This is a genomic window from Microbacterium ginsengiterrae, assembly GCF_014205075.1.
In the GTDB taxonomy this organism is placed as follows: domain Bacteria; phylum Actinomycetota; class Actinomycetes; order Actinomycetales; family Microbacteriaceae; genus Microbacterium; species Microbacterium ginsengiterrae.
This window is the reverse complement of sequence record NZ_JACHMU010000001.1, coordinates 1,902,486-1,924,348: the sequence shown is the minus strand read 5'-3', so window position 1 is coordinate 1,924,348 and position 21,863 is coordinate 1,902,486. Positions and strand designations below refer to the sequence as shown.

Sequence of the window (21,863 nt, the reverse complement as noted above, 5' to 3'; positions counted from 1 at the left end):
ACGACCGGGGGAAAACGGGTACGCGTCTTGCGGGCCTTCACAAAAATTTGAATGACTAGTCCGAGGGGGACTATATGAAGCGCTCTATCACCAAGGCTGCAGCCATCGCGGCAATCGTCGCCGGCGCCATGTTCGCCGTTCCGACCGCAGCTTCTGCCTACACGCCTTCGCCCACGGGTGAGGTTTCCAGCACGACCGTTGCACCGGGCGGAACGTTCACGTTCTTCACCACCGCCAGCCCGTTCGACGGCCTCGAGCCCGTCAGCTTCACGCTCACCGGCGAGAACGCGTCGGGCGCCTCGCTGGCGTTCGTCAAGTTCGCCGTCGAGACGAACAACCTCGGCACGGTCGAGGCCGACGCCGACGGCAACGTCTCCGCGCAGATCCAGCTGCCCTCGAACGCGTCGGGCACCTACACGGTCGTCGCCACGTCGCCGAGCAACCCTGTCGGCGTCTCGGCCACGGTCAGCGTCGGTTCTGACGCCGGCGCCGGCTCGGGCGACGGCAGCCTGCCCGCCACGGGTGCGAACAGCGACGCACTGCTGACCCTCTGGGTCGGCGGCGGCGCCCTGCTGCTCGTCGGTGGTGGCATCGCTGTTGCGAGCACCGTGCGTCGCAACAAGAACGCAGCCTGACCGAAGTACTTCAGCGGCCGCAACTCCTTCGGGGGTTGCGGCCGCTTTGGTTTGGTCTCGGGTGTTCGGTGGTTTCTCGGGGCTTGCGGTCTGGGGGGGGTCTCGGTCTCGGGGGGGTCTTGGTGTGTGCGGCATCCGTCTCTTTCAGGGTCTTGGTGCGTGCGGCATCCGTTCTCATCTGCGGTCTTGCGATCTCTGTGGCCGGCCTCGCGCGCAGGAGTATCGTGAGCGCATGACAGGCGCCCTGGGCGAGTGGAGCGACTTCAACGTCGCGATGGCCGGGGCGAGCGCGGCCCTCGCCGGACTCGTCATCGTCGCGGCGAGTGTGAACATCGACAAGATCATCCGCGCGGGCACTCTCACCGCTCGGTTGGGCGCAGCCATCGCCGCGCTCGTGCTGGCGCTCGTCGCATCCGCCCTCGGTCTCGTGCCGCGGTTGGACCTCACCTGGTACGGCATCATCCTGCTCGTCTGCGCGGTCGCCGCCGGGATGTTCGCGGTGCATGCGATGCGGGTTCTCATTCGCGACAACGATCCAGAGCAGCGTGCGCGCGGCGCGAAAGCCGTTCTCGGATTCCTGCCGGTCGCCGGATATCTCGCCGCCGGCGTCGCGCTCATCGCCGGGAGCCCTGTCGGACTCGTCCTGACCGCGGTGGGATGCCTGCTCGCCGTCGTCGCCGCGATCGTCATGTCGTGGGTGGTGCTGGTCGAGGTGCTTCGGTAGCTCGCACTTCTGTTCGAATGTCAGTGGCCCCTGCCACTATGAAGTATGGCCATTTTCAGCGAATTACGCGAAGTCCTTCTCGGGCTCGAATCGCGCATGGGCGACGTCGAGATCGACGCGCTGCTGACGGTCATGCGCGGGCTCGACGACGAAGCGATCGTCGATGCCATGGCGGATGCGGCGAAGATCGCGCACTGCGCAGAGCGGATGCTGACGGTCGGCGCCGGCGTGGTCGCCGAGCGGTCGCGGCGCGAAGACGGGCACTCCGGGTTGGCCGCCTCGCGCGGGCAGCGGAACGCGGTCGCGCTCGTGCAGTCGATCGTCGGTGGAACGCGGGCGGATGCTGCGCGTGCCGTGCGGTTGGGCGAGAGCCTGTCGGAGGGGGCGGATGCGGCGGCGGGTGGTGCGTTCGTTGGGGGCGGTGGGGGCGATCGCGTCGGTGGTCAGCCTGGCGATGCTGTCGGTGGGGGTCTCGCGGGTGATGCGGGCGACTCGGGCGATGCGGGCGGGCTGTTCGGTGCGGGTGCGGGGTCGGGCGGTTCGGGGCGGGCGGCGGACGTGCGGATGCCGTGGCACGAACCGCTGCGCCGGGCACTGTTCGAGGGCAGGGTCACGACGGCGCAGCATGATGCGATCTTCCGGGGGCTGGGGCAGCCTCCGGTGCGCGGCGAGGACGAGGTTCCGAGTGAGTCGACGACCGAGGTGTGGTCTCTCGCCGCGGCCCAGCTCGTCGGCGAAGCGGGCGAGATGTCGGTGGAAGATCTGGTGCGGCGGGCGAGGCAGGTGCGCGACACGCTCGACCCCGAGGGGGTGCAGGAGCGGTTCGAGCAGTCGTACGCTCAGCGGTCCTGGCGGTCGTGGCGCAACGCCGACGGCGCGCATCACACGCACATCGTCTCCGACGATGAGACGGCGGCGTGGCTCGATTCGATTCGCGATGCGGCTCTGCGTCCGCGTCGCGGCGGGCCGCGGTTCATGACCGAAGACGAACGTGCTGCGGCGAGCGCGCTCGTGGACGATGCCCGCACGAACGATCAGATCGCCTACGACTTGTTCATGGACATTCTCCGCGCCGGGGCACTGGCGAGTGCGTCCGATGTGTTCGGTGCGCGGCAGCCGGGGATCCGGATCGTCACGATCGACGGAGCCACCGGGGCGCACGACGCCTTCGGTCGGATGCTCGCCACCGCGCACCTCGAAGACGGCGGCGACGCGCTCCCGGGCACGGTGGTCGACCGGAACCTCTGCACCGTCGGCAGTCGCAGTGTGCGCGTCGACGGCAACGGCAACCCTCTCGACGTCGGTCGGGAGCAGCGGCTCTACACGTCACGTCAGCGGGTGGCGCTGGCGGTGCGTGACGGAGGGTGCATGTTCCCGGAGTGCCGGGTTCCCGCTTCCTATTGCGAAGCGCACCACTGTGACCACTGGCTCGACGACGACGGTCGCACCGACCTCGACCGGGGCATCCTGCTGTGCCGGCATCACCACATGCTGCTTCACAACAACGGATGGAAGATCACCCGAGACGACCTCGGCCCGTTCATGCTCCATCCGCCCGGGCGGAGAGGGAGCGGTGAGGGTGGCGGTGGCCAGAGTCACGGCGCAACCGAACCTGCCACCTCGGAGCCGATCGCTCTCACGAGCCGGTCGCCGCTGCGCTGGGCATGGGATCCGCCACCCGAGTGGCCGCATTGGAGAAGTATGCCCGCCACCGCTCCGACTCGAGCTCGCGACCGCGCCGGGGAGCTGCAGCCCGCCTGACGAACGGCCTGCAGGCGTCCGAACGGCGGGCGAGCAGGTCACCCCGCCGGAACGGCGAGCCCAATCAGCTGTCCGGTTATCCGACGATCCCAGCCATCCCAGCCATTTCGCCTGGCCCATCGCCCAACCATCTCGGCCACCCCGGCCGCTCAGCCACTCGAGGCACTCGAGGCACTCGAGGCACTCGAAGCGCTCAGCCACCACGCCACGTCGTTCAGTCACTACTCCCGCGGCGATCACCATCCGCCTGCCCACGCGCCAGCCGATCACCATCCGCCTGCCCACGCGCCAGCCGATCACCATCCGCCTGCCCACGCGCCAGCCGATCACCATCCGCCTGCCCACGCGCCAGCCGATCACCACCCGACCGGTCGGCGTCGCCAGCGCCGCCAGCGGCACCAGCGTCACCAGCGTCACCAGCGTCACCAGCGTCACCAGCGTCATGAGCGTCACGAGAAACACCACCCGCAGGCCGCGACCTCCGCCCGCCGAGCACGACCAACGCCGCACCGAGCAGCCCAGCACCACCGCACGTCACCGCCCACCACGGGAAACCAGGAACATCCGGACGCTCACCGGCAGCCGCCACATCTTCGATCGGCGTCGGCGTCACCCGCTCCCCCGTCACCAGATACCGATGCGAATTGATCCCCAGCGGCGTGCACGTCACCAGAGTCATCAGATCCTCACCCGCCACCGCCCGCAGAGTGTCGGAATCATCCGGATCCACCACCCGCGTCTCGATCACCTCATACGTGAGAACCTCACCGAACACCTCGACCGTGAACCGATCACCGATCCCCACCTTGTCGAGATCGTTGAACAACGCCGCCTCCGGCAGACCGCGATGCGCCGTCAGCACCGAATGCTGCGACACACCACCCACCGGAAGCGACGTCCCCTCCAGATGCCCCACGCCCTTCGCGAGAGTCGAATCCGACGTCCCGTGATAGATCGGCAGATCCACATCGATAACCGGAATCCGCAACCGCCCCATCACCCCCGCCGGCGTCGCCCGCAACAGATCCGAGTATGCGAACTCGTCCACCCGCGCCGAATCCCCCGTCGGCTTGTTCGCATTCGCCGCCAACAGAGCCCCGCTCTCCAGCAGATCGTTGTAGGCATGCGCCCGCAGAATCTCTGACACCAGATCCGCGCCCGACTCCTGCCCCACCTCACCGGACACATCCTCGATCAGCTGCGACTGGTAGTACTGCGACAACCACGCAGCCACCACCGGATACTGCAGCAGCCCCACCCCCGCCAACATCACCACGACCACGACGAACATGCCCCACGGCATCCGCCACCCGCGGGCGTCCGCGCCGAGAGCCCCCGACGCATCCCCACCGGCATCCTGACCCGACGCATCCCGGCCACCGGGCGCATCCGCCACCGTGCCGGAGAACTCATCCACTCGCGACATCCGTCATCTCCCCCTCCGACGGCCGCCGAAGACGGAAGACGGGGAAGCTCACGCCTCCCCGCCCTCCGCATCCGACGATCTGACTCAGATCACTCGTGCGAGCGAGCCCGACGCACGAGCAGCAGACCGCCACCGGCCATCGCGATCAGCGCGATGCCGCCGACCGTGAACCACAGCGTCCCGTTCGCACCCGTCATCGGCAGCGACGGACCGGGAACCGGCGTGTTCGCCACATCGATATGCGCGGTCGTCGTCGCCGTCGCCTCCGGCTTCACCGTGATCATCCGCGGCGTCGTGTCCTTCACGTACCCCACCGGCTCCTGCGTCTCCACGACGCAGTACACCCGAGAGGCCACCGTGTTGTCGTTGCCGACCCACAGACCCGCGATCGCCACGACACCGTTCGCACCGGACTCGAACTCCGTCTGACCGTTCACGGTCAGCGCAGCACCGAGCGGACCCGTGCAGTCCGTGCCATTCGGCGAGTCGAACACCGAGAACTTCGCACCCGCGAGCGTCTTCTTCTTGTCGCCCTTCTGGTGCTTCAGGATCTCCGCCGGCCCCCACTGCGTCGACGCCTCACCGAGGGTCACCGGATCCCCACCCGAATTCTGGAAACCCTCGTTCTTGATGTCACCGACACCCGTCACGACCGTGCTGAACGAGAACGTGAAGAACGTCCCGGCCGGCCGCTCGTTGAGCCAATCCATGTCGGTCACCGCTGCCGTCAGCGTCCCCCCGGCACCCGTGGGCTCCGTGAGCGAGAAGCTCGGCACCGCCACCGGCGAACCACCCGGCTCCGTGTACGTCAGCGTCGCCGCCGGCGTCGCGGTGTAGGTGAGCTTCGCGTCGAGGTTGTCATGCAGCGAGAACGACGTCAGCCGCTGCCCGTCGTTGAACGAACCGATCGGCTTCGACTGGATCGTCCACGGAACCGTCGAACCCAGACCGTGCGCGGACGGGTCGGCGACGGTCTTGTCGCCGTCACCCTCGAGCGTGTTCTTCGGATACGTGTGCACCGTGTACAGCCAGTCGGTGCTCTTCCCCTGCTCGCTCGCGTACGGAAGCGTCACATAGAACTCCACCGACGGAACGACACCCGCCGGAGCAGCCGTCTCATCGACGTGGTAGAGCCCCAGCGGCAGACCGGAGAACGACGCCGTCCCCGTGGCGTCGGTCACCTGCGTGACGGAGTCCGCCGTCGCGAGACAGTACGGCGATGCCGGCGGCATCGAGCCGACCGCGACCTGCGCATCCGCCCACCCGGCGGCCGTGCCCAGATCGAGCGCGACGCACCCGCTGCCGGAATCCTTCCCGACCGGCGTGACCTCGAACGTGACGCCCCCCAGAGGCGGACGATCGACGGTCTGCTCCGTACCGTTGTCACTCTGCTCAGTCGCACTTCCGGCGTACTTGTACACGACCAGAGTGCCCTCATCAGGCGCCCCGGGCTGACCCGGACCCGCCGTCGTCGCACTCGCCATGCTCGCCCCACCGATGACCCCCGCGAGAGCGAGTGCGAGCACTCCCACCCCGGATGCCAGGCGACGGATCGGCCTTCTTTCGTTCATTTCTTGTCTCCCCAATTGACGTGATGGATGAAAGGTGAAGCGGTACTGCCGGATCGTCATCGGGTTCCCACCTCGGCGACCTGCCTGCGCACCCACAGCCGCCGGATGGCCAGCAGCAGAAGGGCGAGCACGAGGACACCGAGCCCGAAGAACGTGTAGAAATCGCTGCCCAGTCCGCCCGTGAGCGGAAGGGCCGGCGCCACGCCGAGTGTGTTGATGAACGCCCCCAGAGCTATCACCGAACCAGCTGACGTGGCGCCGACGGAGAAGGGATGCGGCGTCGAATCGAGCACGTATCCAAGAGGTGCTGCCGTCTCGACGAGCGAGTAGTCGCCCCAGTCGAGATCCTTCAGCAGGAAGGCACCGGCCGCAGGATCCTGATCGGCCATGCCCGCGCACGCGGCGACATTCGCGCCGACGCAGTCGTCGACGACAGTGGTCCTACCGCCGGGGCCGGTGAGCGTCCACTCGGAGCCGGCGAGCTTCGTCGTGCCGTCGGTCTTGGTCCAGGACACCTGCCCTGGCAGATCCTCGTTGACGAAGGTGCAGGTCACATGAGCGCCCGCCGCGACCTCGACGCGGGATCCGGTGAGCGTCCCCCCGGTGCACGACAGCCCACGCTGTCCGTACCCGTCGCGCTCGGCCTCGCTCAGCGCGTACGACCCGGCGGCGACGTACTGCGTCTCGCCCGAATCGAACGCGAGCTGCGGCTGATCGTCGCGCTGCGCGAACAGCCCGCCGTTCCAATCATCGGACGTCCCGTCGCCCCCGAAGCGGTTGTCGACGTCCTTGACGATCGTCAGCCGCTGACACTGCACGGAGTTCGTCACCGTGTAGGTGCTCGATGCGCTCGCCAGCGTCACCGCGTGGCCGTCGGCGGGCAGAGCGGCGCCTCCCGTGATGCCGGGCCCGGCGATCGTGCTCCCGGTCAGGATGCAACCGGGTAAGAGCGTCGGATCGATCGACGTCGTCTCGGCGATGGTGACGCTGTCACCCACGAGGAACCCGGTGCGCGTCTGCCCCCACTTCGGCGTGCCGGTCTGTCCTGCCGGGGTCAGCGCCAGTGCCGCATCCATGCCGCCCGGCTGGTCGCCGTGCGCGAACGTCTCACCGTCGATCTTCCAGACCTTGTTCACCGTGACGGATGCCGGCGTCGACTGCTTGTTCGTGAACACGCACGACAGCGCTCCGGCGCTCGGGTGCAGACCGTTCACGACGATCGACGCGCCGTCTCCCCCGACCGTCGTGGTGATCGGCACGGCATCCAGGGTGCAGGCGACCGACTGCAGCGCCCACCCGGACTTCTGCGTCTCGCTGAGCTTCAGCACCGCGGTCTGACCGCCCGGCTGCGTGAACCGGATCGTCCAGCGCGCCTTGCCGGCGACACCGGCGGTCGTCGTCTGCCCCGCCGTGCCCGACAGGGTGACTCCCGAAGTCGTCCCCGGTTGCAGCGCCGCGGCGAACTGCCAGTTCGCGGCCGTCGTCGTCGTCGAGCCGTCGGCGTTCACCTGCGTCTTCGACACCTCGACGGGCACCTGGCAGGTCGCGGCCGTCACGATGTCGGACAGGATCTGCTTCAACGCATCCCAGTCGCCCTGCAGGTAGTCCGAGCCGAACGTCTCCCCCGACACCGCGCGAAGGTTCTTGGCGACCTTCGTGCCCGACGCCCCCGCACCGACGCCGACCGTGACGAGTCGGGTACCGGCGGCCTTGATCGCGTTCGCGGCGTACATCGGCGCCTCGAGCGAACGGAGCGCGACCTCGGTGCTGCTGGGCTGCGAGCCGTTGAGGATGTAGTTCGGCGCACCGTCGGTGACGAACAGAACCATGTCGTAGCGGTGTGACGGATTGGCCGACTGGATCGTGCTCAGCGCCGCATCCCAGTTGGTCGCGTTGCTGGAACCACCGGGACGCGACGACGGGATCAGATTCTGCAGCGTGGTGTTGTTCGCCGGCAGAGCCGTGGGCCCCGTCGAGCCGTAGTGCCAACCGTTCGGGCTCACGACGCTCGACCCGAAGCCCAGGATCGACACGGCCGCATTCGCATCGCGCAGCTGTCGCAGCACGGAGTTCGGGCCGTCGACGAGCGCGTTGCGGAACGTCGTCCACTGACTGGCCGTGATGGATGCCGACTGGTCGATGACGATGCCGATCCGCAGCGGGGTCGCCTCGCACTTCGCGGCGATCACCGGGTTCTTGCGCGACCCGACGACCGCGCCGAAGGATCCCGCCTCGCCGACGGTCGCCGACGTGTTCGGCAGGTCGGCCGAGGCGATGTTCGTGTAACCGGAACCGGAGGAGACGCCGGTGGTCATCGGCATGTACGTGGTCTGGTTCGCGCCCAGCGCCTTGGTGAGACCGACGAGGCTGCGCACATCCTGCGGACCGGTGTAGTCGCCGACATACAGCTCGCTGTTGATGTACGTGTTCAGCGCCGCCGGGCTGCCGGGGACCGGCGCCTGCTCGACGACCCAGAAGCGCTTGCCGCTGTTCGCGCCGCCGCTGTTCACGGCGTCGACCGTGATCGTGCACTCGCCGCCGGTCGTGATCGTGCACGTGTATGCCGTCGCCGCGCCCACCGTGTTGCTCCCGGTGTTCGCGAAGAGGCGGAACACCGTGCCGACGGTGTCGGAGTGGTCGGTGCCGATGTTCACGGACGGCGCCGCCGTCACCTGCGTCGGCTCGGCGGTGACGCGCTTGCGGATCACGATGTCGGCGTGCGAGCTGTCCGCCCGCGCCGCGATCTCGGCCGTCGGTGCGACCTCACGCGCCGCGGCGCGCGGCGGCGCCGGCTCATCGGCGGCGGGCACGGTCGGATCCGTCGGATCGACCGGCTCACCCGGCTCGCCCGGCTCCGTCGGCGTCTCGGCAGGGGGCTCCGGCGTCGCCGGCGCCTCTCCTGACATGACGCGCTGCTCCGGCGCGGAGGGGAGCGCCGGAGCAGGCGCCGCTTGCGGGGACGAGTCGTCGGCGGCAGGAGCCTCGACCGGAGCCGACGATGCGGCATCCGGGAAGCTGACGCTCGTCGTCGTGATCGCCTGAGGCGTTGATGCTGTGTCGCCCGCAGATGCCCCATCCTCCGCCGAAGCGAGAGTGGCACCGCTGACGATCAGCGCTGTGGCCAGTAGGCCGACGATGGCGACGCGCGAAGAGCGCACGAAACCGACTTCTCTGTTCCCCAAGGGGTCCCCCAACCCTCATCTGGCACGCCGCATACAACCGATCCCATTCGGTCGTGGCGTCCCAGCCCCAGTCGCTGCGAACGGTGTAGATCCCCAGATCTCGTTCGAAGCAAGCTCAACGTAACGTCGCCGGCCGTCCGCGCCAGCCTGCCGTCGCGATTCGTTATCTGTCCGTTATAAACGGGGTTTCAGAAGTTTCCTCTTCCGCTCGACGGAATCGTGGGCTACTGTGACCCACATCCGAATTGCCGGACAGTGCAGGCCAGGGGAAAGACGGCACGCACAGCGTGATGTGGGATCACGTCGTCCGGCAACACCGCATCAGCGGTGACGGATGACCCGGACGCGTGGGGCGGACGGGATTTTCTGGGATGAATCTGGGGAAGCAATGTCGCATTGGGGTATGCGTGCATGCATTGCTTGGGGTGCGCGGACATGTCGTCCGTCGAAGACGCCCTGAGCATCATTCGCGAGAAGTCGACCGCCGTACCGGCGTCGGTTTCGCGCGTCCGGGTCGAGACGACCACGGCTCCCATGCCGCGCGTCTCGGCGACGCTGGAGCACCGTCTGCACTGGGAACGGGCGCACCGCGCTCGCCTGGCGTCGACGGACGCAGCCGTCATCGTGCTCGCCGTCGGCGTCACGGTCGGTATCCAGCTCCAACTCGGTGAACCGCCGGCTGACGTCGCGTTGCGCGGCGCGCTCCTGGCGACGGCGTGGCTCGTCACGCTGCTCGTCATGCGCACCCGTGACGCGGCGTTGTTCCGTTCGAGTGCAGAAGAGTACCGCAGCATCGCGCATGCCTCCGGCATCGCCATCGGGATGATGGCCCTTGTCGCCGTGGTGCTCGACTGGGACTCGACGCGGCTCACCGTCCTCATCGGCGTCCCCTCAGGCTTGCTCGGCCTGCTGATGAGTCGGTGGTCGTGGCGGCGCTGGTTGAGCATCCAGCGCCGTCATGGCCGCTTCACCTCGCGCACCCTCGTGGTGGGCAATCGGGCAGAGGTCGAATATGCCATCCGCACCCTGCAGCCGATCGGCGCCGCCGGGTATCAGGTCATCGGCGCGACGCTCCTCGACGGCAACGCCCGAGAGCTCGAGATCGGGACGACGACCGTCCCCGTCCTCGGCAACCTCACCACCGTCGCGGAGGTGGCCCGCTCGCTCAGCGCCGACACGATCGTCGTCGCCGGCCACCCGGAGAGCGACCCCGACTTCATCAAGCGACTCGGCTGGCAGCTGGAGGGCACCGCCGCCGAACTCGTCCTCTCGAACCGGCTGGCCGACGTCGCCGGCCCTCGACTCTCGTTCGCTCCGATCGACGGCCTGCCGCTGATCCGCGTGCAGATCCCGACCTACGAAGGCGCCAGACACACGCTCAAGCGCGCCCTCGACATCATCGTGTCCGCCGTGGCGCTCGTGCCGATCATCCTCGTGACGCCGCTGTTGGCCCTGCTCATCAGACTCGATTCTCCCGGCCCCGTGTTCTTCTTCCAGGAGCGCGTGGGCCGGGATGGGCGCCTGTTCCAGATCGTGAAGTTCCGCACCATGCGCGCCGACGCCGAGCATCACCTCGCCGCGCTGCAGACGAACCACGACGGCGCGGGGCTCCTGTTCAAACTCAAGGACGACCCGCGGGTCACCCGCGTCGGCAGAGTGCTGCGCCGGCTCTCACTCGACGAGCTGCCGCAGTTCTGGAACGTGCTCGTCGGCGACATGAGCGTCGTCGGCCCGCGACCCCCGCTGCCCAGCGAGGTGCGCGCATACGACGGCACCGTCTCGCGACGGCTGTACATCAAACCCGGGATCACCGGGCTCTGGCAGGTCTCGGGTCGCAGTGACCTGAGCTGGGACGAGAGCGTTCGCCTCGACCTGCGCTACGTGGAGAACTGGTCGGTCATCACCGACCTGCAGATCATGTGGCGCACGGCACGAGTGATGTTCGCTCCGAAAGGTGCGTACTGATGACGCTCATCGACCGCGCGAGCGGATTCCTGCCGGGATCGCTGGTCTCCGGCATCCCGACCATCGACATCGACGGCACGCCCGTGCACGTCATCGACGACGAGGACGCCCGCGGCATCATCGCGGACGCCGCCGAGCACGTGAGCACGAAGCCGCTGGCCGTCGTCTCCGTGAACCTCGACCACGTGCACCACTTCGGCCGGTCGCAACTCGCGGCGCGGCACATCGACCCCGATCCGGTCGGCGAGGAACTGGAGTGGCTCAACCTCGTCGACGGCGCCCCGATCGCCAAGCAGGTGCGCCGGGTCAGCGGGGTGCCGTGCCCGAAGCTCTCCGGCAGCGACCTCATCGTTCCCGTACTCGGCGACGCCGACCAGCACCGGCTCTCCGTCGCGGTGATCGGCGGCATGCCGGAGGTCACCGCGACGCTGGCCGGACGGTTCGAATCCGACTGGCCGCACCTCCGGTTCGCCGGGCACTGGACACCGGGTCGCGACGAGCTCGCCTCCCCCGCGGCATCCGCCCGGATCGCCGCGGAGATGCGCGAGGCCGGCGTCGACATCGTGCTCGTGTGCCTGGGGAAGCCGCGCCAGGAGAAGTGGATCGCCGAGTACGGCGCCGCCACGGGGGCCGGGGTCCTCCTCGCCTTCGGCGCCGTCGTCGACTTCCTCGCCGGCCGGGTCTCCCGTGCCCCGTCGTGGGTGTCTGATGCCGGGATGGAATGGGCCTGGCGCCTCATGCTCGAGCCGAAGAGGCTCGCCCGCCGCTACCTCATCGAGGGCCCGCCCGCGTATCTCGCGGTGCGCCGGTCCGCCGCCTGACCCGCGTCCCACACCGACCGAGCGAGACTCTCATGAACACTTCAGACCCCGCCCGGTTCGTGTCGCCGGACGCGCCTGCCGACGTCGCCGTCATCGTCGTCACCTACAACAGCGCGGGCGACATCGCCGGGCTGATCGATTCCGTCCGTCCGGATGCCGCGCAGCTGCGCCTCCGCTTCATCGTCGCCGACAACGACTCCGCCGACGACACCGTCGGCATCGTCGCAGCGCAGGACGACGTCATCCTCGTCCGTACCGGCGGCAACCGCGGCTACGCGGGCGGCATCAACGCCGCCATGCGCGCCGCCGGTGACGCGGCAGCCGTCCTCATCCTCAACCCGGACCTCCGGGTGGGGACGGGGACGATCCGCCGGATGCTGTCGCGTCTCCGCTCCGACGCGTCCACGGGGATCGTCGTGCCGCGCATCCTCGACGAGGACGGCAGCACCTCCTGGTCGCTCCGAAGAGAACCGGGGCTGCTGCGCGCGGCATCCGACGCCCTCTTCGGGCGGATGTGGCAGGCGAGGCCCGCCGCACTGACGGAGTACATCCGCGACCCCGCCCGCTACGACAGCGCACGCGTCGTCGACTGGGCGACGGGGGCGGCGATGCTCATCCGCCGTGAGACGGCCGACCGGGTCGGCCCGTGGGACGAACGGTTCTTCCTCTATTCGGAGGAGACCGATTACTTCCGCCGCAGCAGAGCGGCGGGGTGGCGAGCGGTCTACGAACCGGACGCGACCGTCATGCATCGCGGCGGCGGCTCCGGCGTCTCGCGAGACCTCGTCGCCCTGTCGGTCGTGAACCGTGTGCGCTACGCCGAGAAGCACCACCCCGGCACGGCCGGGCTGTACCGCGCACTCGTCATCCTCGGCGAGCAGCTGCGCCGCGGAGACCCGACGCACGACCGTGCGCGCTGGGCGCTGTGGAGCAGAGACCGGTGGGCCGCACTTCCTGGACCGTCGTGGGGAGAGGTCGCCGGGGACTTCCCCCGCTGCGCCGTCATCATCCCCGCCCACAACGAGGAGGCGGTCATCGGCCGCACGCTCGAGCCCCTCGCCCCGCTCATCGAGACGGGCGAGATCGAGGTCGTCGTCGCCTGCAACGGCTGCACGGACGGCACGGCCGCGGCCGCCGCAGCCGTGCCCGGTGTCGAGGTCGTGGACGTGCCGGAGGCGTCGAAGACCGCGGCGCTGAACGCGGGAGACCGCGCCGCGCATCTGTGGCCGCGGGTGTACCTCGACGCCGACATCGTGCTCAGCCCCCGCGCACTCGCCGATGTCGTCGCGCACCTCGAGTGCGACGAAGCCAGGGCCGCGCGGCCGATCGCCGTCGTCGACACCAGTCGCTCCGACGGTGCGGTGCGGCGTTACTACCGGGCCCGCGATCGCATGCCGTCGATGTCGGCGCACCTGTGGGGCGCCGGTGTCTACGCGCTCTCGGAAGCCGGCCACGACCGGTTCGGCGCCTTCCCGGAGGTCATCGCCGACGACTTCTACGTCGACACCGTCTTCGCACCGGAGGAGAAGTCCATCGTCGACACCCAGCCGGTCGCCGTACAGGCCCCGCGTGACGCCCGCGCCCTGCTCGCCGTGTTCACCCGCGCGAGACGAGGGCCTGCCCAGCAGTCCGCCGACACCGGCGCCTCGACCCTGCGCGAACTCGCGCGGTCGGTCCGGGGACCGGTGACCGCAGGGGATGCCGCGACCTACGCGTGGTTCGCCCTGCGCGCACGCATCGCCGCACGGAAGGCCCCGGCGCAGACAGACACGTGGGAGCGCGACGAGACGAGCCGTGCGGATGCCGCGGCCACCCATCGCGAAGACACCGCTGTCGATCACGTCATCCTCACGCGCTTCAACCTGCCCACACCCGGCGTGGAGAGCCTGGTGCGGGCTCGGGAGGGATGGCTCCGCGAGCGGATCGACCTGTTCGAGCGGTACACGGTCCCGTCGATCGCGCGGCAGACCGTGCAGGATTTCCGCTGGATCATCTACCTCGACCCGCAGAGTCCGGACTGGCTCGTCGAGCGGCTGCAGCCGCACATCGACCGAGGACTGTTCACCCCGCTGTTCCGCGAGGCGGTCACCTGGCAGGACGTCGCCGCCGACGCACGCACCGTCACCGGCGCACACGGATCGCTGCTGCTGACGACGAACCTCGACAACGACGACGCCGTCGCGGCCGACTTCGTCGAGCGGCTGCAGCACCTCGCCCGCGTGCACCGGCGGGCGGCGCTGTACCTCACACGCGGACTCATCAGCTCAGGAGAAGAGGTGTACCTGCGCCGCGACGGGGCCAACGCGTTCTGCAGCGTCGTCGAGAGCTGGACGGATCCGCAGACCGCGTGGCGGGACTGGCACACGCTGCTGCACACGCACTTCCCGGTGATCACCGACGACGGCCGGCCCGCGTGGCTGCAGGTCGTGCACGGCGGCAACGTCAGCAACCGGGTCCGCGGGGTCCGGGTCTCGCCCGAGCCGCACCGCGACGGATTCGGAGACGCCCTGGCGGGGATCCCTGCGCCGCGGATCACCGCGCTCGCCGCGGACCGGATCGTGCGCACTCCGCTGCGGACGACGAAGGAGGGGGTCCGTCGCGTGACGAAGGACGCACTGCTGATGGTCGTCGGCAAGGACGGCCTCGACAGGATCAAGTCGAGGATGGTGACTCAGTGAACAGTCGCGCGCGCATCAGCACGGCGCTTCCGCAGCAGGTCGACGCCGAACGCCGCTCCAGCCGTGACGCCCGCCCCGAGCAGCGCGATCCCGCCGAGCATCCGCAGCCGGTTCGGCCCGACGTACGACACTTCAGGGGTCGCGGGCGTCGCATCCCACGTCACCCGCTGATCCTCCGCGACGCCGAACTCGTCCTGGCGCTCGTCGACGGCGTCGGCCACCTCTTCCGTCAGCGCCTCGACGCGCGACTCGACGTACTCGGGCGTCGGCCCGACGACGTCGATGTAGAGGAACGGGCGATTGAAGTTCGGCGCCCACTGTCCCCCCGCGTTGGGCACGTAGACGAGCTCGCCCTGTCGGACGCCCGCGCCGTAGAGCGGCGTGTCCGGCGCGGCGAACAGCTGACCGTCCTGACTGTCGTTGACGGTCTGTTCGATGAGCTTGGCGAAGCCGACCATGGTCGCCGCGCTGTCGGTCAGGGTGTTCCCGCCGATGGCCCAGCCGGGCGGCGGCAGCAGCGTGATCGTCGTCCGGGCCGTGAACACGCCGGTCATCTGGACGGCGGCCACAGCGCCGGCGACGGTGAGCGCCGTGCCGACCACGAGAACCAGCCACTGCCGGGCCAGCATGCGGAGAATTCGAGCCAGAGTCATCCTGAACCGTCGTTCGTGGTCGGGGGCTCAACTCTACCCCGGGCGCTCGCCGAACGAGCGCAGGGTGCATTGAGAGGAGGGGAGCATGTATTTCAGTGATCTGATCCGCGGTCTGCTCCGCCGCTGGTACGTGCTGCTGCTCGGCTTCGCGCTGGCGGGGACCGGCGCGTACTTCATGTACGACGCGATCCCCGTGCGGTACGAGGCGAACGCCTCGATGCTGCTGCTTCCGCCCGCCGAGAGCGTCGACCTGCAGGACGGCTCCAACCCGTATCTGCTCCTCGGCGGACTCGGGCAGGCGCTGGCCGTGCTCGCCGAGCGGCTGAACTCGCAGGCGATCCATGAGGAGCTCGTCACCGACGACACCGAGTACGGCGTCTCGGGGGACACCACCTCGGGGGCGGCCTTCCTGCACATCACCACGCAGGCCGACGAGGAACGGGATGCCTTGGATCTCCTCAGCGCCGTGGGAGATGAGGCGGTGGCGCAGCTGGCCGCGATGCAGGAGGAGCTCGAGATCACGGGCACGGCGAGCATCCAGTCGATGCCCGTGGTCGCCGACGTCGAGGCCACCGAGCTGTCGTCGACGAGGCTGCAGCTCACGCTCGCGGTCGGTGCGGTCGGCGTCGTCCTCACCGTCATCATCGCCGCAGCGGTGGAGGGGATCGCGGCCACCCGGGCTCGCGCTCGCGCCGCGCGGAACGCGCCGCCGCCGCGCGAGCGGGGGACCCTCGAGCCGTTGCTCGCCAGTGACCTGACCCGGCCCGTCGAGAGCACGCGCCCCATCATCAAGAGCCCGAAGCGGCCGCACCGCACGCGGACGAGCGACGAATCGGTGGCGGAAGTCGATGAGTCTCACAGATAGGCGGCTGCGGACGGCGCCGGGGCCACGGCGGTCGGTCGAGCACCGCCGCCGCACCTTCGACGTCGTCGAGGTCGCGGAGGACGGCACGCCGCGCACGGGTTTCGATGCCGTGAGCGCGCTGACCGTCTACCTCGCCCTGCTGCTGCTCGTCCCCTCCGACCGGGTGCTCCCCGGGCTCGGGAACCTCGGTGCACCAGCGGTGATGTGGGGTTTCGCCTGCTTCCTGTGGTGGATCTGGCACGTCCTCAGTCGGCCCCGCGAGGAGAGGCTCCTCCTCTCCCCCGTCTCGGTCGCCGCGTGGATCTTCATCGGCACGATGCTGCTCAGTTACGTCTTCGCGATGATGCGTCCGATCCCGGTGGCCGAGGTGCTCCCCGCCGACCGGGCTCTGCTGCGCATGCTGTCGTTCCTCGGCGTCGTGCTCGTCGCATCGACCGGCATCCGGTCCTTCGCACGACTGCAGACCCTGCTGCGCAGACTCGTCCTGCTCACGGCGGTCGTCGCGACGATCGGCATCGTGGAGTTCTTCCTCCGCCGACCGCTCGCCCCGATGATCCCGACCCCCGGCCTCGTCAGCGGCGGCGGCGGTGGCGAGGACATGCGTGGGGACTTCCTCCGCTCGACGGCGACGGCCATCCATCCGCTCGAGTACGCGACCGCCCTGTCGATCGCGTTCCCCGTCGCGCTGATGCTCGCGCTGCGGACGAGCAACCGCACGCGGGTGATCATGATCTCCTGCGCCGGGCTCATCGGCGTCTCCCTCGTCCTGGCGGGGTCCCGCTCGGCCATCGTCGGCCTCCTCGTCGGTGCGATCCCCCTCCTGCTCGTGCTCGGTGCGAGGGAGCGCGTCGCCGCCGCCATCGGCGGCATCGCCGCGATCGCCCTCGTGTACGTCGCGGTGCCGGGCATGATCGGGACGCTGCGCAACCTCTTCCTCACGGCGGGGTCGGACACCAGCGTGCTCTCGCGCACCGCGAGCCTGCAACTGGTGGATGTGCTCCTCCCCCTGAGCCCATGGGTGGGCAGAGGGCATGGCACCTTCCTGCCCGCGTACCAGATCTTCGACAATCAGATCATCCTGCTGCTCATCGAGGTGGGGATCGTCGGGACGCTCGCATTCGTCGCCGTCCACGTGGCCGCGATCGTGTGCGTCGCCCGGTGCCGGACGGCGCCGCCGGCCATCTCGGGGATCGCGGCCGCGCTCGCGGCGGGGTGCCTCGTCGCCGTCAGCCTGTCGATCTTCTTCGACTCGTTCTCGTTCCCCAAGGCCTTCGGGCTCCTCGCGCTCGCGCCGGGGCTCTGCGCCGGGGCATGGCGGGTCAGTCAGAATCTCCCGCTGCAGTTCGCGACTTCGGCGGATGCGCATGCCTGAGGACCGTGCTGCCCGCCCCGCGGAGAGACGGTCGACCAGACCGGTCTGGGCCGTCGCGACCGTCGTCGTGCTCGTCGGAGTCGGCATCATCGTCATCGCCCTCACGCGCGACGCCCCGCAGGCCGCGGAGGGACGCCCGCCGGCCCCGACCACCACATCATCGCCGACGGCATCGCCGACAGCGGAGATCGAGGTCGAGCTGGAGCTGGAGCGCATCCCGTGGGAGGGCGGGCCGCAGTACTGGGCCTCGTTCGCCCAGGCATCGGAGTGGACGGACCCGTCGTTCTTCCCCATCGGCATCTGGCACTCGGGGATCAGCTCGGCGGAGGAGGTCGCCTGGGACACCGAGCACGGCATCAACACCTATCTGGGCCTGTGGGAGGGCACCGACTTCTCGCTGTTCGAGGAGGGCGGGGTTTACTGGATCGGCGGCGCCCTGAACGACACGTTCGATCCCGCGTCACCGCACTGGCCCGGTGTCGTGCTCGACGACGAGGTCGACGGGCGCTTCAGCCCCGAGGAGGGGCTCGCCCATCTCGAGGAACTCAGTGCGGATGCCGCGGGCTCCGGCCGGTTCCGCTACGCGAACTTCACCCAGCTGGTGATCGGCGACGACCTCGACGTCGACGTGCAGGAGAAGTACGTGAACGCGTTCACGGATGCGGTCTCCGTCGACATGTACTGGTACACGATCCCGTTCTGCGACTGGCGTCCGTACCGCGGCGAGGCGTACGCCGCTCCGGTGCCGCAGGAGGTCTGCCGCACGGCGTCGAGCTACGGGCGGACGATGGACGCCCTCACGCTCCGCGATGCCGAGGACGGACTGCTCCAGCCGCGTTGGCAGTTCATCGAGAACCTCAACGGGCTCTCCGGTCACGAGCACCTCGGCTACATCTCGCCCGAGCAGCTGCGCGGCGCGGCGATGTCGTCGATCATCAACGAGGCACGAGGGCTGGTGTGGTTCAACCAGTCCTTCACCGGTCCGTGTCAGTCGACGAACGTCATCCGTACGGCGCAGATCGAAGGCGACGCGTGGTGCGGCGCGCCCCAGGTGGCCGCGATGGGAGAGGTGAACCGGCTGATCCGCGACCTCGCACCGGTGTTGAACACGCAGTCCTATGCGTGGGACTTCGGTGACGGCCTCGACACCATGCTGAAGATCCACGACGGTCACGCGTACGTCTTCGCGATGACCGACGGCACCACCGGCGAGCGCCGTTTCACCCTGCCGCCGGAGATCCAGGGGACCACGGCCGAGGCGATCGGAGGGACGGGTGATCGTCCCATCGAGGACGGCGCGTTCACCGATGTGTTCGCGAACGAGCGCGACTACCGCATCTACCGGATCGCGCTGTGATGACGGGCGAGGAGGGACGCGCATGACGAGCTCACCGAAGCGGAGCATCCTCGCGAGGCTCCGCCGCCGCAGCCCCTCCTACCTGCTGCGCTACGCCGCGCTCCGTCTGTACGAGAAGACCGGCGCCGCGCAGTTGCTGTTCCCCGTTCTCGACCGCGACCTCGCCGATTCGTCCCGGCTCCGGCCGTTCCGCACCCGTGCCGTCACGCCGGGGTCGCGGCCGTCCGTCGCGTGGGTGATCCACCCTCCGACGCCGGGCTCCGGGGGCCACACGACCCTGTTCCGGATGGTGAGAGCCGCGGCCGACGCGGGCTTCGCCTGCACGCTCCTGCTGTACGACCTGCACCACGGCGACCACCGGTACTACCACGACGTCATCCGTCACGCTTGGCCGTCGCTCTCCGACGTCGGCATCGCCATGGTGGGCGAGCGCATCAGCGGATACGACGCGGTGGTGGCCTCGAGCTGGTCGACCGCGCATGTCATCGCATCGCGGGCGGTGGAGGGGAAGCGGCTCTACTTCATCCAGGACTACGAACCCTTCTTCACCCCGCGGGGGTCCGAGTACGCGTACGCCGAGGACTCCTACCGGCTCGGCTTCCGCCACCTGGCCCTCGGCGAGATGGTGCAGGGGCTGCTCCGTGACGAGCTGGGCGTGGCGAGCGACCTCATCCCGTTCGGCCTCGACACGCGCACGTACCGCCTGCTCCCGTCGACCACCGAGCGCCGCGGGGTGTGCTGGTACGCGAAGACGGGCAGCGACCGGCGCGGCTATCGGCACGCCGTCCGCGCACTGCAGCTGTTCCACGAGGAGCACCCGGACGAGCCGATCCACGTGTACGGCGACGCCGTCTCCGGGCTGCCGTTCCCCGTCACCCACCACGGGGTGCTGTCGGCGGCACGGCTGAACGAGCTGTACAACACGGTGGTCGCCGGCCTCGCACTGTCGTTCACGAACGTGTCGCTCGTGCCGGAGGAGCTGCTCGCCGCCGGGGCCATCCCCGTCGTCAACGAGGATCCGCACGCGCGGATGGTCCTGCGCGCCCCCGGCGTGGTCTGGGCCGCCGCCACCCCCGCCGCCCTCGCGGATGCGCTCGGCTCCGTCCTGGCGCACAGCGACAGGCGTGCACGGGCCGCCGCGGCGGCGCGGAGCGTCAGCGGGCGCAGTTGGGACCCCGCGGAGGAGGCGGTCGTCGAGGTGCTGCGAGAGGAACTGGGGATCGCATGACAGCCGCGTCCGTGATGGCCTCCATGGCGGCGACGCTGTGGGGCGCGGCCGCCTGGGCCACCGACATGCTGCCGCCGCGGGCGCGCTACGGATACGTGCACCGCGCCACCGCCGCCGTGCTGCACCGGCCACTCCTCCGCCTCGTCGGCGATTGGCACACGGATGCCGCGGGCGCGGGGACGATGGACGGCGCGGATGCCGTCGATCGCACGCGATCCGGCGATGCGGATGACGTCGATCGGGAGCGACCCGACGAGGCGGATGCCGTCGATCGGGAGCGACCCGGCGGTGCGGGTGACGCGGTATCAGCACGACCTGGCGATGCGGATGCCGCCACCTCCGGCCGCCCCGCGCGCGTGGATGTCGTCGCCGCGGCCCGCGCACCGGGCCCGGCTCCCGGCACCGAGCCGGTGCGCTGCGTGCTCCTCACCGACGCCCTCGACGTCGGCGGCATCGGCACCGTCGTGGAGCTCCTCGCGGACGGGCTCGCGGCGCGCGGCGTGCAGCCGGTGGTCCTCTCCCCCGCGGACGGCGACAGGTCACGCCGGCTGCGCGATCGCGGCATCCGCGCCCTCGTCGCCGCCGACGAACGCACCGCGACCGCACTGCTGCGAGAACTGGACCCCGACGTGCTGCAGCTGCACGGCGCACCGGAGTACCTCGAGCGCGCGGCCATCGCCTCCGGCGTCCCGATGGTCCCCGTGCTGCACAACACCGAGATCCATTTCTCCACCGCCCGCTGGGTGCGGTTCGCCGCCCTTCTGGAGCGATCGGCGACGGCGATCGCCGTGAGTGACACCGTGCGCGCCTTCCACGTGCGGCACTGTCCCCCGGCGCTGGCCGACCGTTTCACCACCGTCGCGAACGGCGCAGCGCCGCCCGCGGAGCACCGGGCGCGGAGGGACGCCGCCCGTCGCCTCCTCGGCGCGATGCTCGGCGCAGACCTCGATGACGACGTACTGTTCGTCGCGCTCGGTCGATACGACGCGCAGAAGAACGTCGCCGGGACCGTGGCGTCTTTCCTTCGCGCCCTCGACGCGGCACCATCGGACGCCGGGCCGGCGCCCCGGCTCGTGTTCGCCGGCGCGGCATCCGACTGGGTCGAGTACCGCAGGGCCCGCGCGCTGCGCGACGCTTCGCCCCACCGCGACCGCGTGCATCTGCTCGGTCCGTCCGACGCGGACCTCCTGCTCGCCGCCGCGGACGCGTTCCTGCTGAACTCGTTCTTCGAGGGGTGGCCGGTCGCCGCGTCGGAGGCCGCGGCCCGCGGGCTGCCGCTGCTGCTCGCCGAGTTCGGCGGCGCGGCGGAACTCGTCGCGGACGACCCTGCCCGCTCGATCCTCATCCCCAACGCCGTCGGCACACCCGAGGCGGTGAGCGACGCGGCGGTGCGCACCGCGCGTCGCCACTCTCGCCACCAGGACAACGCCGAGGCTCTTGCCGCTGCCGTCCGCCGCATGGTCGCGAACCGCCCGGCCGAGACACCGGCGGACGACACCGCCGTTCGAGCGGCGGCAGCGCGGCTGTCGGAGATGCTCGATCAGCACGCCACCATCCTCGCCGCGGCGGCCCGGGCGCGCGTGCACTGAGCAGTCAGGCGGCAGAGCGGTCAGGCGGCGGAGCGG

The 21,863-nt window shown here is 69.8% G+C and carries 15 protein-coding genes; 11 read left to right on the top strand and 4 right to left on the bottom strand.

The window, feature by feature from the left end; translation table 11 throughout:
* The first annotated feature begins 74 nt into the window (after positions 1-74).
* The 3 genes from HD600_RS09505 to HD600_RS09495 all read left to right on the top strand — a co-directional run bounded on the left by HD600_RS09505 (position 75) and on the right by HD600_RS09495 (position 3,120).
* Positions 75-635: a hypothetical protein gene (locus HD600_RS09505; RefSeq protein WP_184283244.1), complete on the top strand. Its 561-nt coding sequence runs from the start codon at positions 75-77 to the stop codon at positions 633-635.
* A 232-nt stretch (positions 636-867) separates the two neighbouring features.
* Positions 868-1,359, top strand: a complete 492-nt coding sequence (locus tag HD600_RS09500; RefSeq protein WP_184283242.1) for a hypothetical protein — start codon at positions 868-870, stop codon at positions 1,357-1,359.
* Between the two features lie 96 nt (positions 1,360-1,455).
* Positions 1,456-3,120 carry an HNH endonuclease signature motif containing protein gene (locus HD600_RS09495; RefSeq protein WP_184283240.1) on the top strand — a complete coding sequence of 555 codons (1,665 nt, stop codon included), beginning with the start codon at positions 1,456-1,458 and terminating at the stop codon, positions 3,118-3,120.
* 214 nt (positions 3,121-3,334) lie between these two features.
* Here the strand turns inward: HD600_RS09495 and HD600_RS09490 are convergent, their stop codons facing one another.
* The 3 genes from HD600_RS09490 to HD600_RS09480 all read right to left on the bottom strand — a co-directional run bounded on the left by HD600_RS09490 (position 3,335) and on the right by HD600_RS09480 (position 9,275).
* Positions 3,335-4,537: a class C sortase gene (locus tag HD600_RS09490; protein WP_338402205.1), complete on the bottom strand. Its 1,203-nt coding sequence runs from the start codon at positions 4,535-4,537 to the stop codon at positions 3,335-3,337.
* A gap of 98 nt (positions 4,538-4,635) precedes the next feature.
* Entirely contained in the window at positions 4,636-6,117 is a 1,482-nt protein-coding gene (locus HD600_RS09485; RefSeq protein ID WP_184283238.1) for a SpaH/EbpB family LPXTG-anchored major pilin, read from the bottom strand.
* A 56-nt stretch (positions 6,118-6,173) separates the two neighbouring features.
* Positions 6,174-9,275, bottom strand: a complete 3,102-nt coding sequence (locus HD600_RS09480; protein ID WP_184283236.1) for a SpaA isopeptide-forming pilin-related protein — start codon at positions 9,273-9,275, stop codon at positions 6,174-6,176.
* 459 nt (positions 9,276-9,734) lie between these two features.
* Between HD600_RS09480 and HD600_RS09475 the strand changes: the two genes are divergently transcribed.
* From HD600_RS09475 to HD600_RS09465, 3 genes are read left to right on the top strand one after another with little or no spacing between them, the layout of a single operon-like run.
* A complete protein-coding gene (locus HD600_RS09475; RefSeq protein ID WP_184283234.1) occupies positions 9,735-11,264 on the top strand; it encodes a sugar transferase in 1,530 nt (509 codons plus the stop codon).
* The gene (locus HD600_RS09470) at positions 11,264-12,085 is read left to right on the top strand and encodes a WecB/TagA/CpsF family glycosyltransferase (RefSeq protein WP_184283232.1); all 822 of its coding nucleotides are present in this window, start codon (positions 11,264-11,266) and stop codon (positions 12,083-12,085) included. The genes HD600_RS09475 and HD600_RS09470 overlap by 1 nt, the downstream gene beginning before the upstream one ends.
* Positions 12,086-12,117: 32 nt before the next feature.
* Positions 12,118-14,763, top strand: a complete 2,646-nt coding sequence (locus tag HD600_RS09465; RefSeq protein WP_184283230.1) for a glycosyltransferase — start codon at positions 12,118-12,120, stop codon at positions 14,761-14,763.
* On the opposite strand, the gene HD600_RS09460 is transcribed toward HD600_RS09465, so the two are convergent.
* Positions 14,757-15,392, bottom strand: a complete 636-nt coding sequence (locus tag HD600_RS09460) for a hypothetical protein (RefSeq protein ID WP_184283228.1) — start codon at positions 15,390-15,392, stop codon at positions 14,757-14,759. The two genes, HD600_RS09465 and HD600_RS09460, sit on opposite strands and share 7 nt — an antisense overlap.
* A 109-nt stretch (positions 15,393-15,501) precedes the next feature.
* Here HD600_RS09460 and HD600_RS09455 point away from each other — a divergent pair, with 109 nt between their 5' ends.
* Genes HD600_RS09455 through HD600_RS09435 form a run of 5 tightly spaced genes read left to right on the top strand, consistent with a single transcriptional unit; the run spans position 15,502 to position 21,827 of the window.
* Positions 15,502-16,281, top strand: a complete 780-nt coding sequence (locus HD600_RS09455) for a YveK family protein (RefSeq protein WP_184283226.1) — start codon at positions 15,502-15,504, stop codon at positions 16,279-16,281.
* Positions 16,265-17,653: an O-antigen ligase family protein gene (locus HD600_RS09450; protein WP_184283224.1), complete on the top strand. Its 1,389-nt coding sequence runs from the start codon at positions 16,265-16,267 to the stop codon at positions 17,651-17,653. The genes HD600_RS09455 and HD600_RS09450 overlap by 17 nt, the downstream gene beginning before the upstream one ends.
* Positions 17,646-19,010 carry a hypothetical protein gene (locus HD600_RS09445; protein WP_184283222.1) on the top strand — a complete coding sequence of 455 codons (1,365 nt, stop codon included), beginning with the start codon at positions 17,646-17,648 and terminating at the stop codon, positions 19,008-19,010. Before HD600_RS09450 ends, HD600_RS09445 begins: the two co-directional genes overlap by 8 nt.
* Before the next feature lie 22 nt (positions 19,011-19,032).
* Entirely contained in the window at positions 19,033-20,238 is a 1,206-nt protein-coding gene (locus HD600_RS09440; RefSeq protein WP_184283220.1) for a rhamnosyltransferase WsaF family glycosyltransferase, read from the top strand.
* A complete protein-coding gene (locus HD600_RS09435) occupies positions 20,235-21,827 on the top strand; it encodes a glycosyltransferase family 4 protein (protein WP_184283218.1) in 1,593 nt (530 codons plus the stop codon). Before HD600_RS09440 ends, HD600_RS09435 begins: the two co-directional genes overlap by 4 nt.
* The last annotated feature ends 36 nt before the right edge of the window (positions 21,828-21,863 follow it).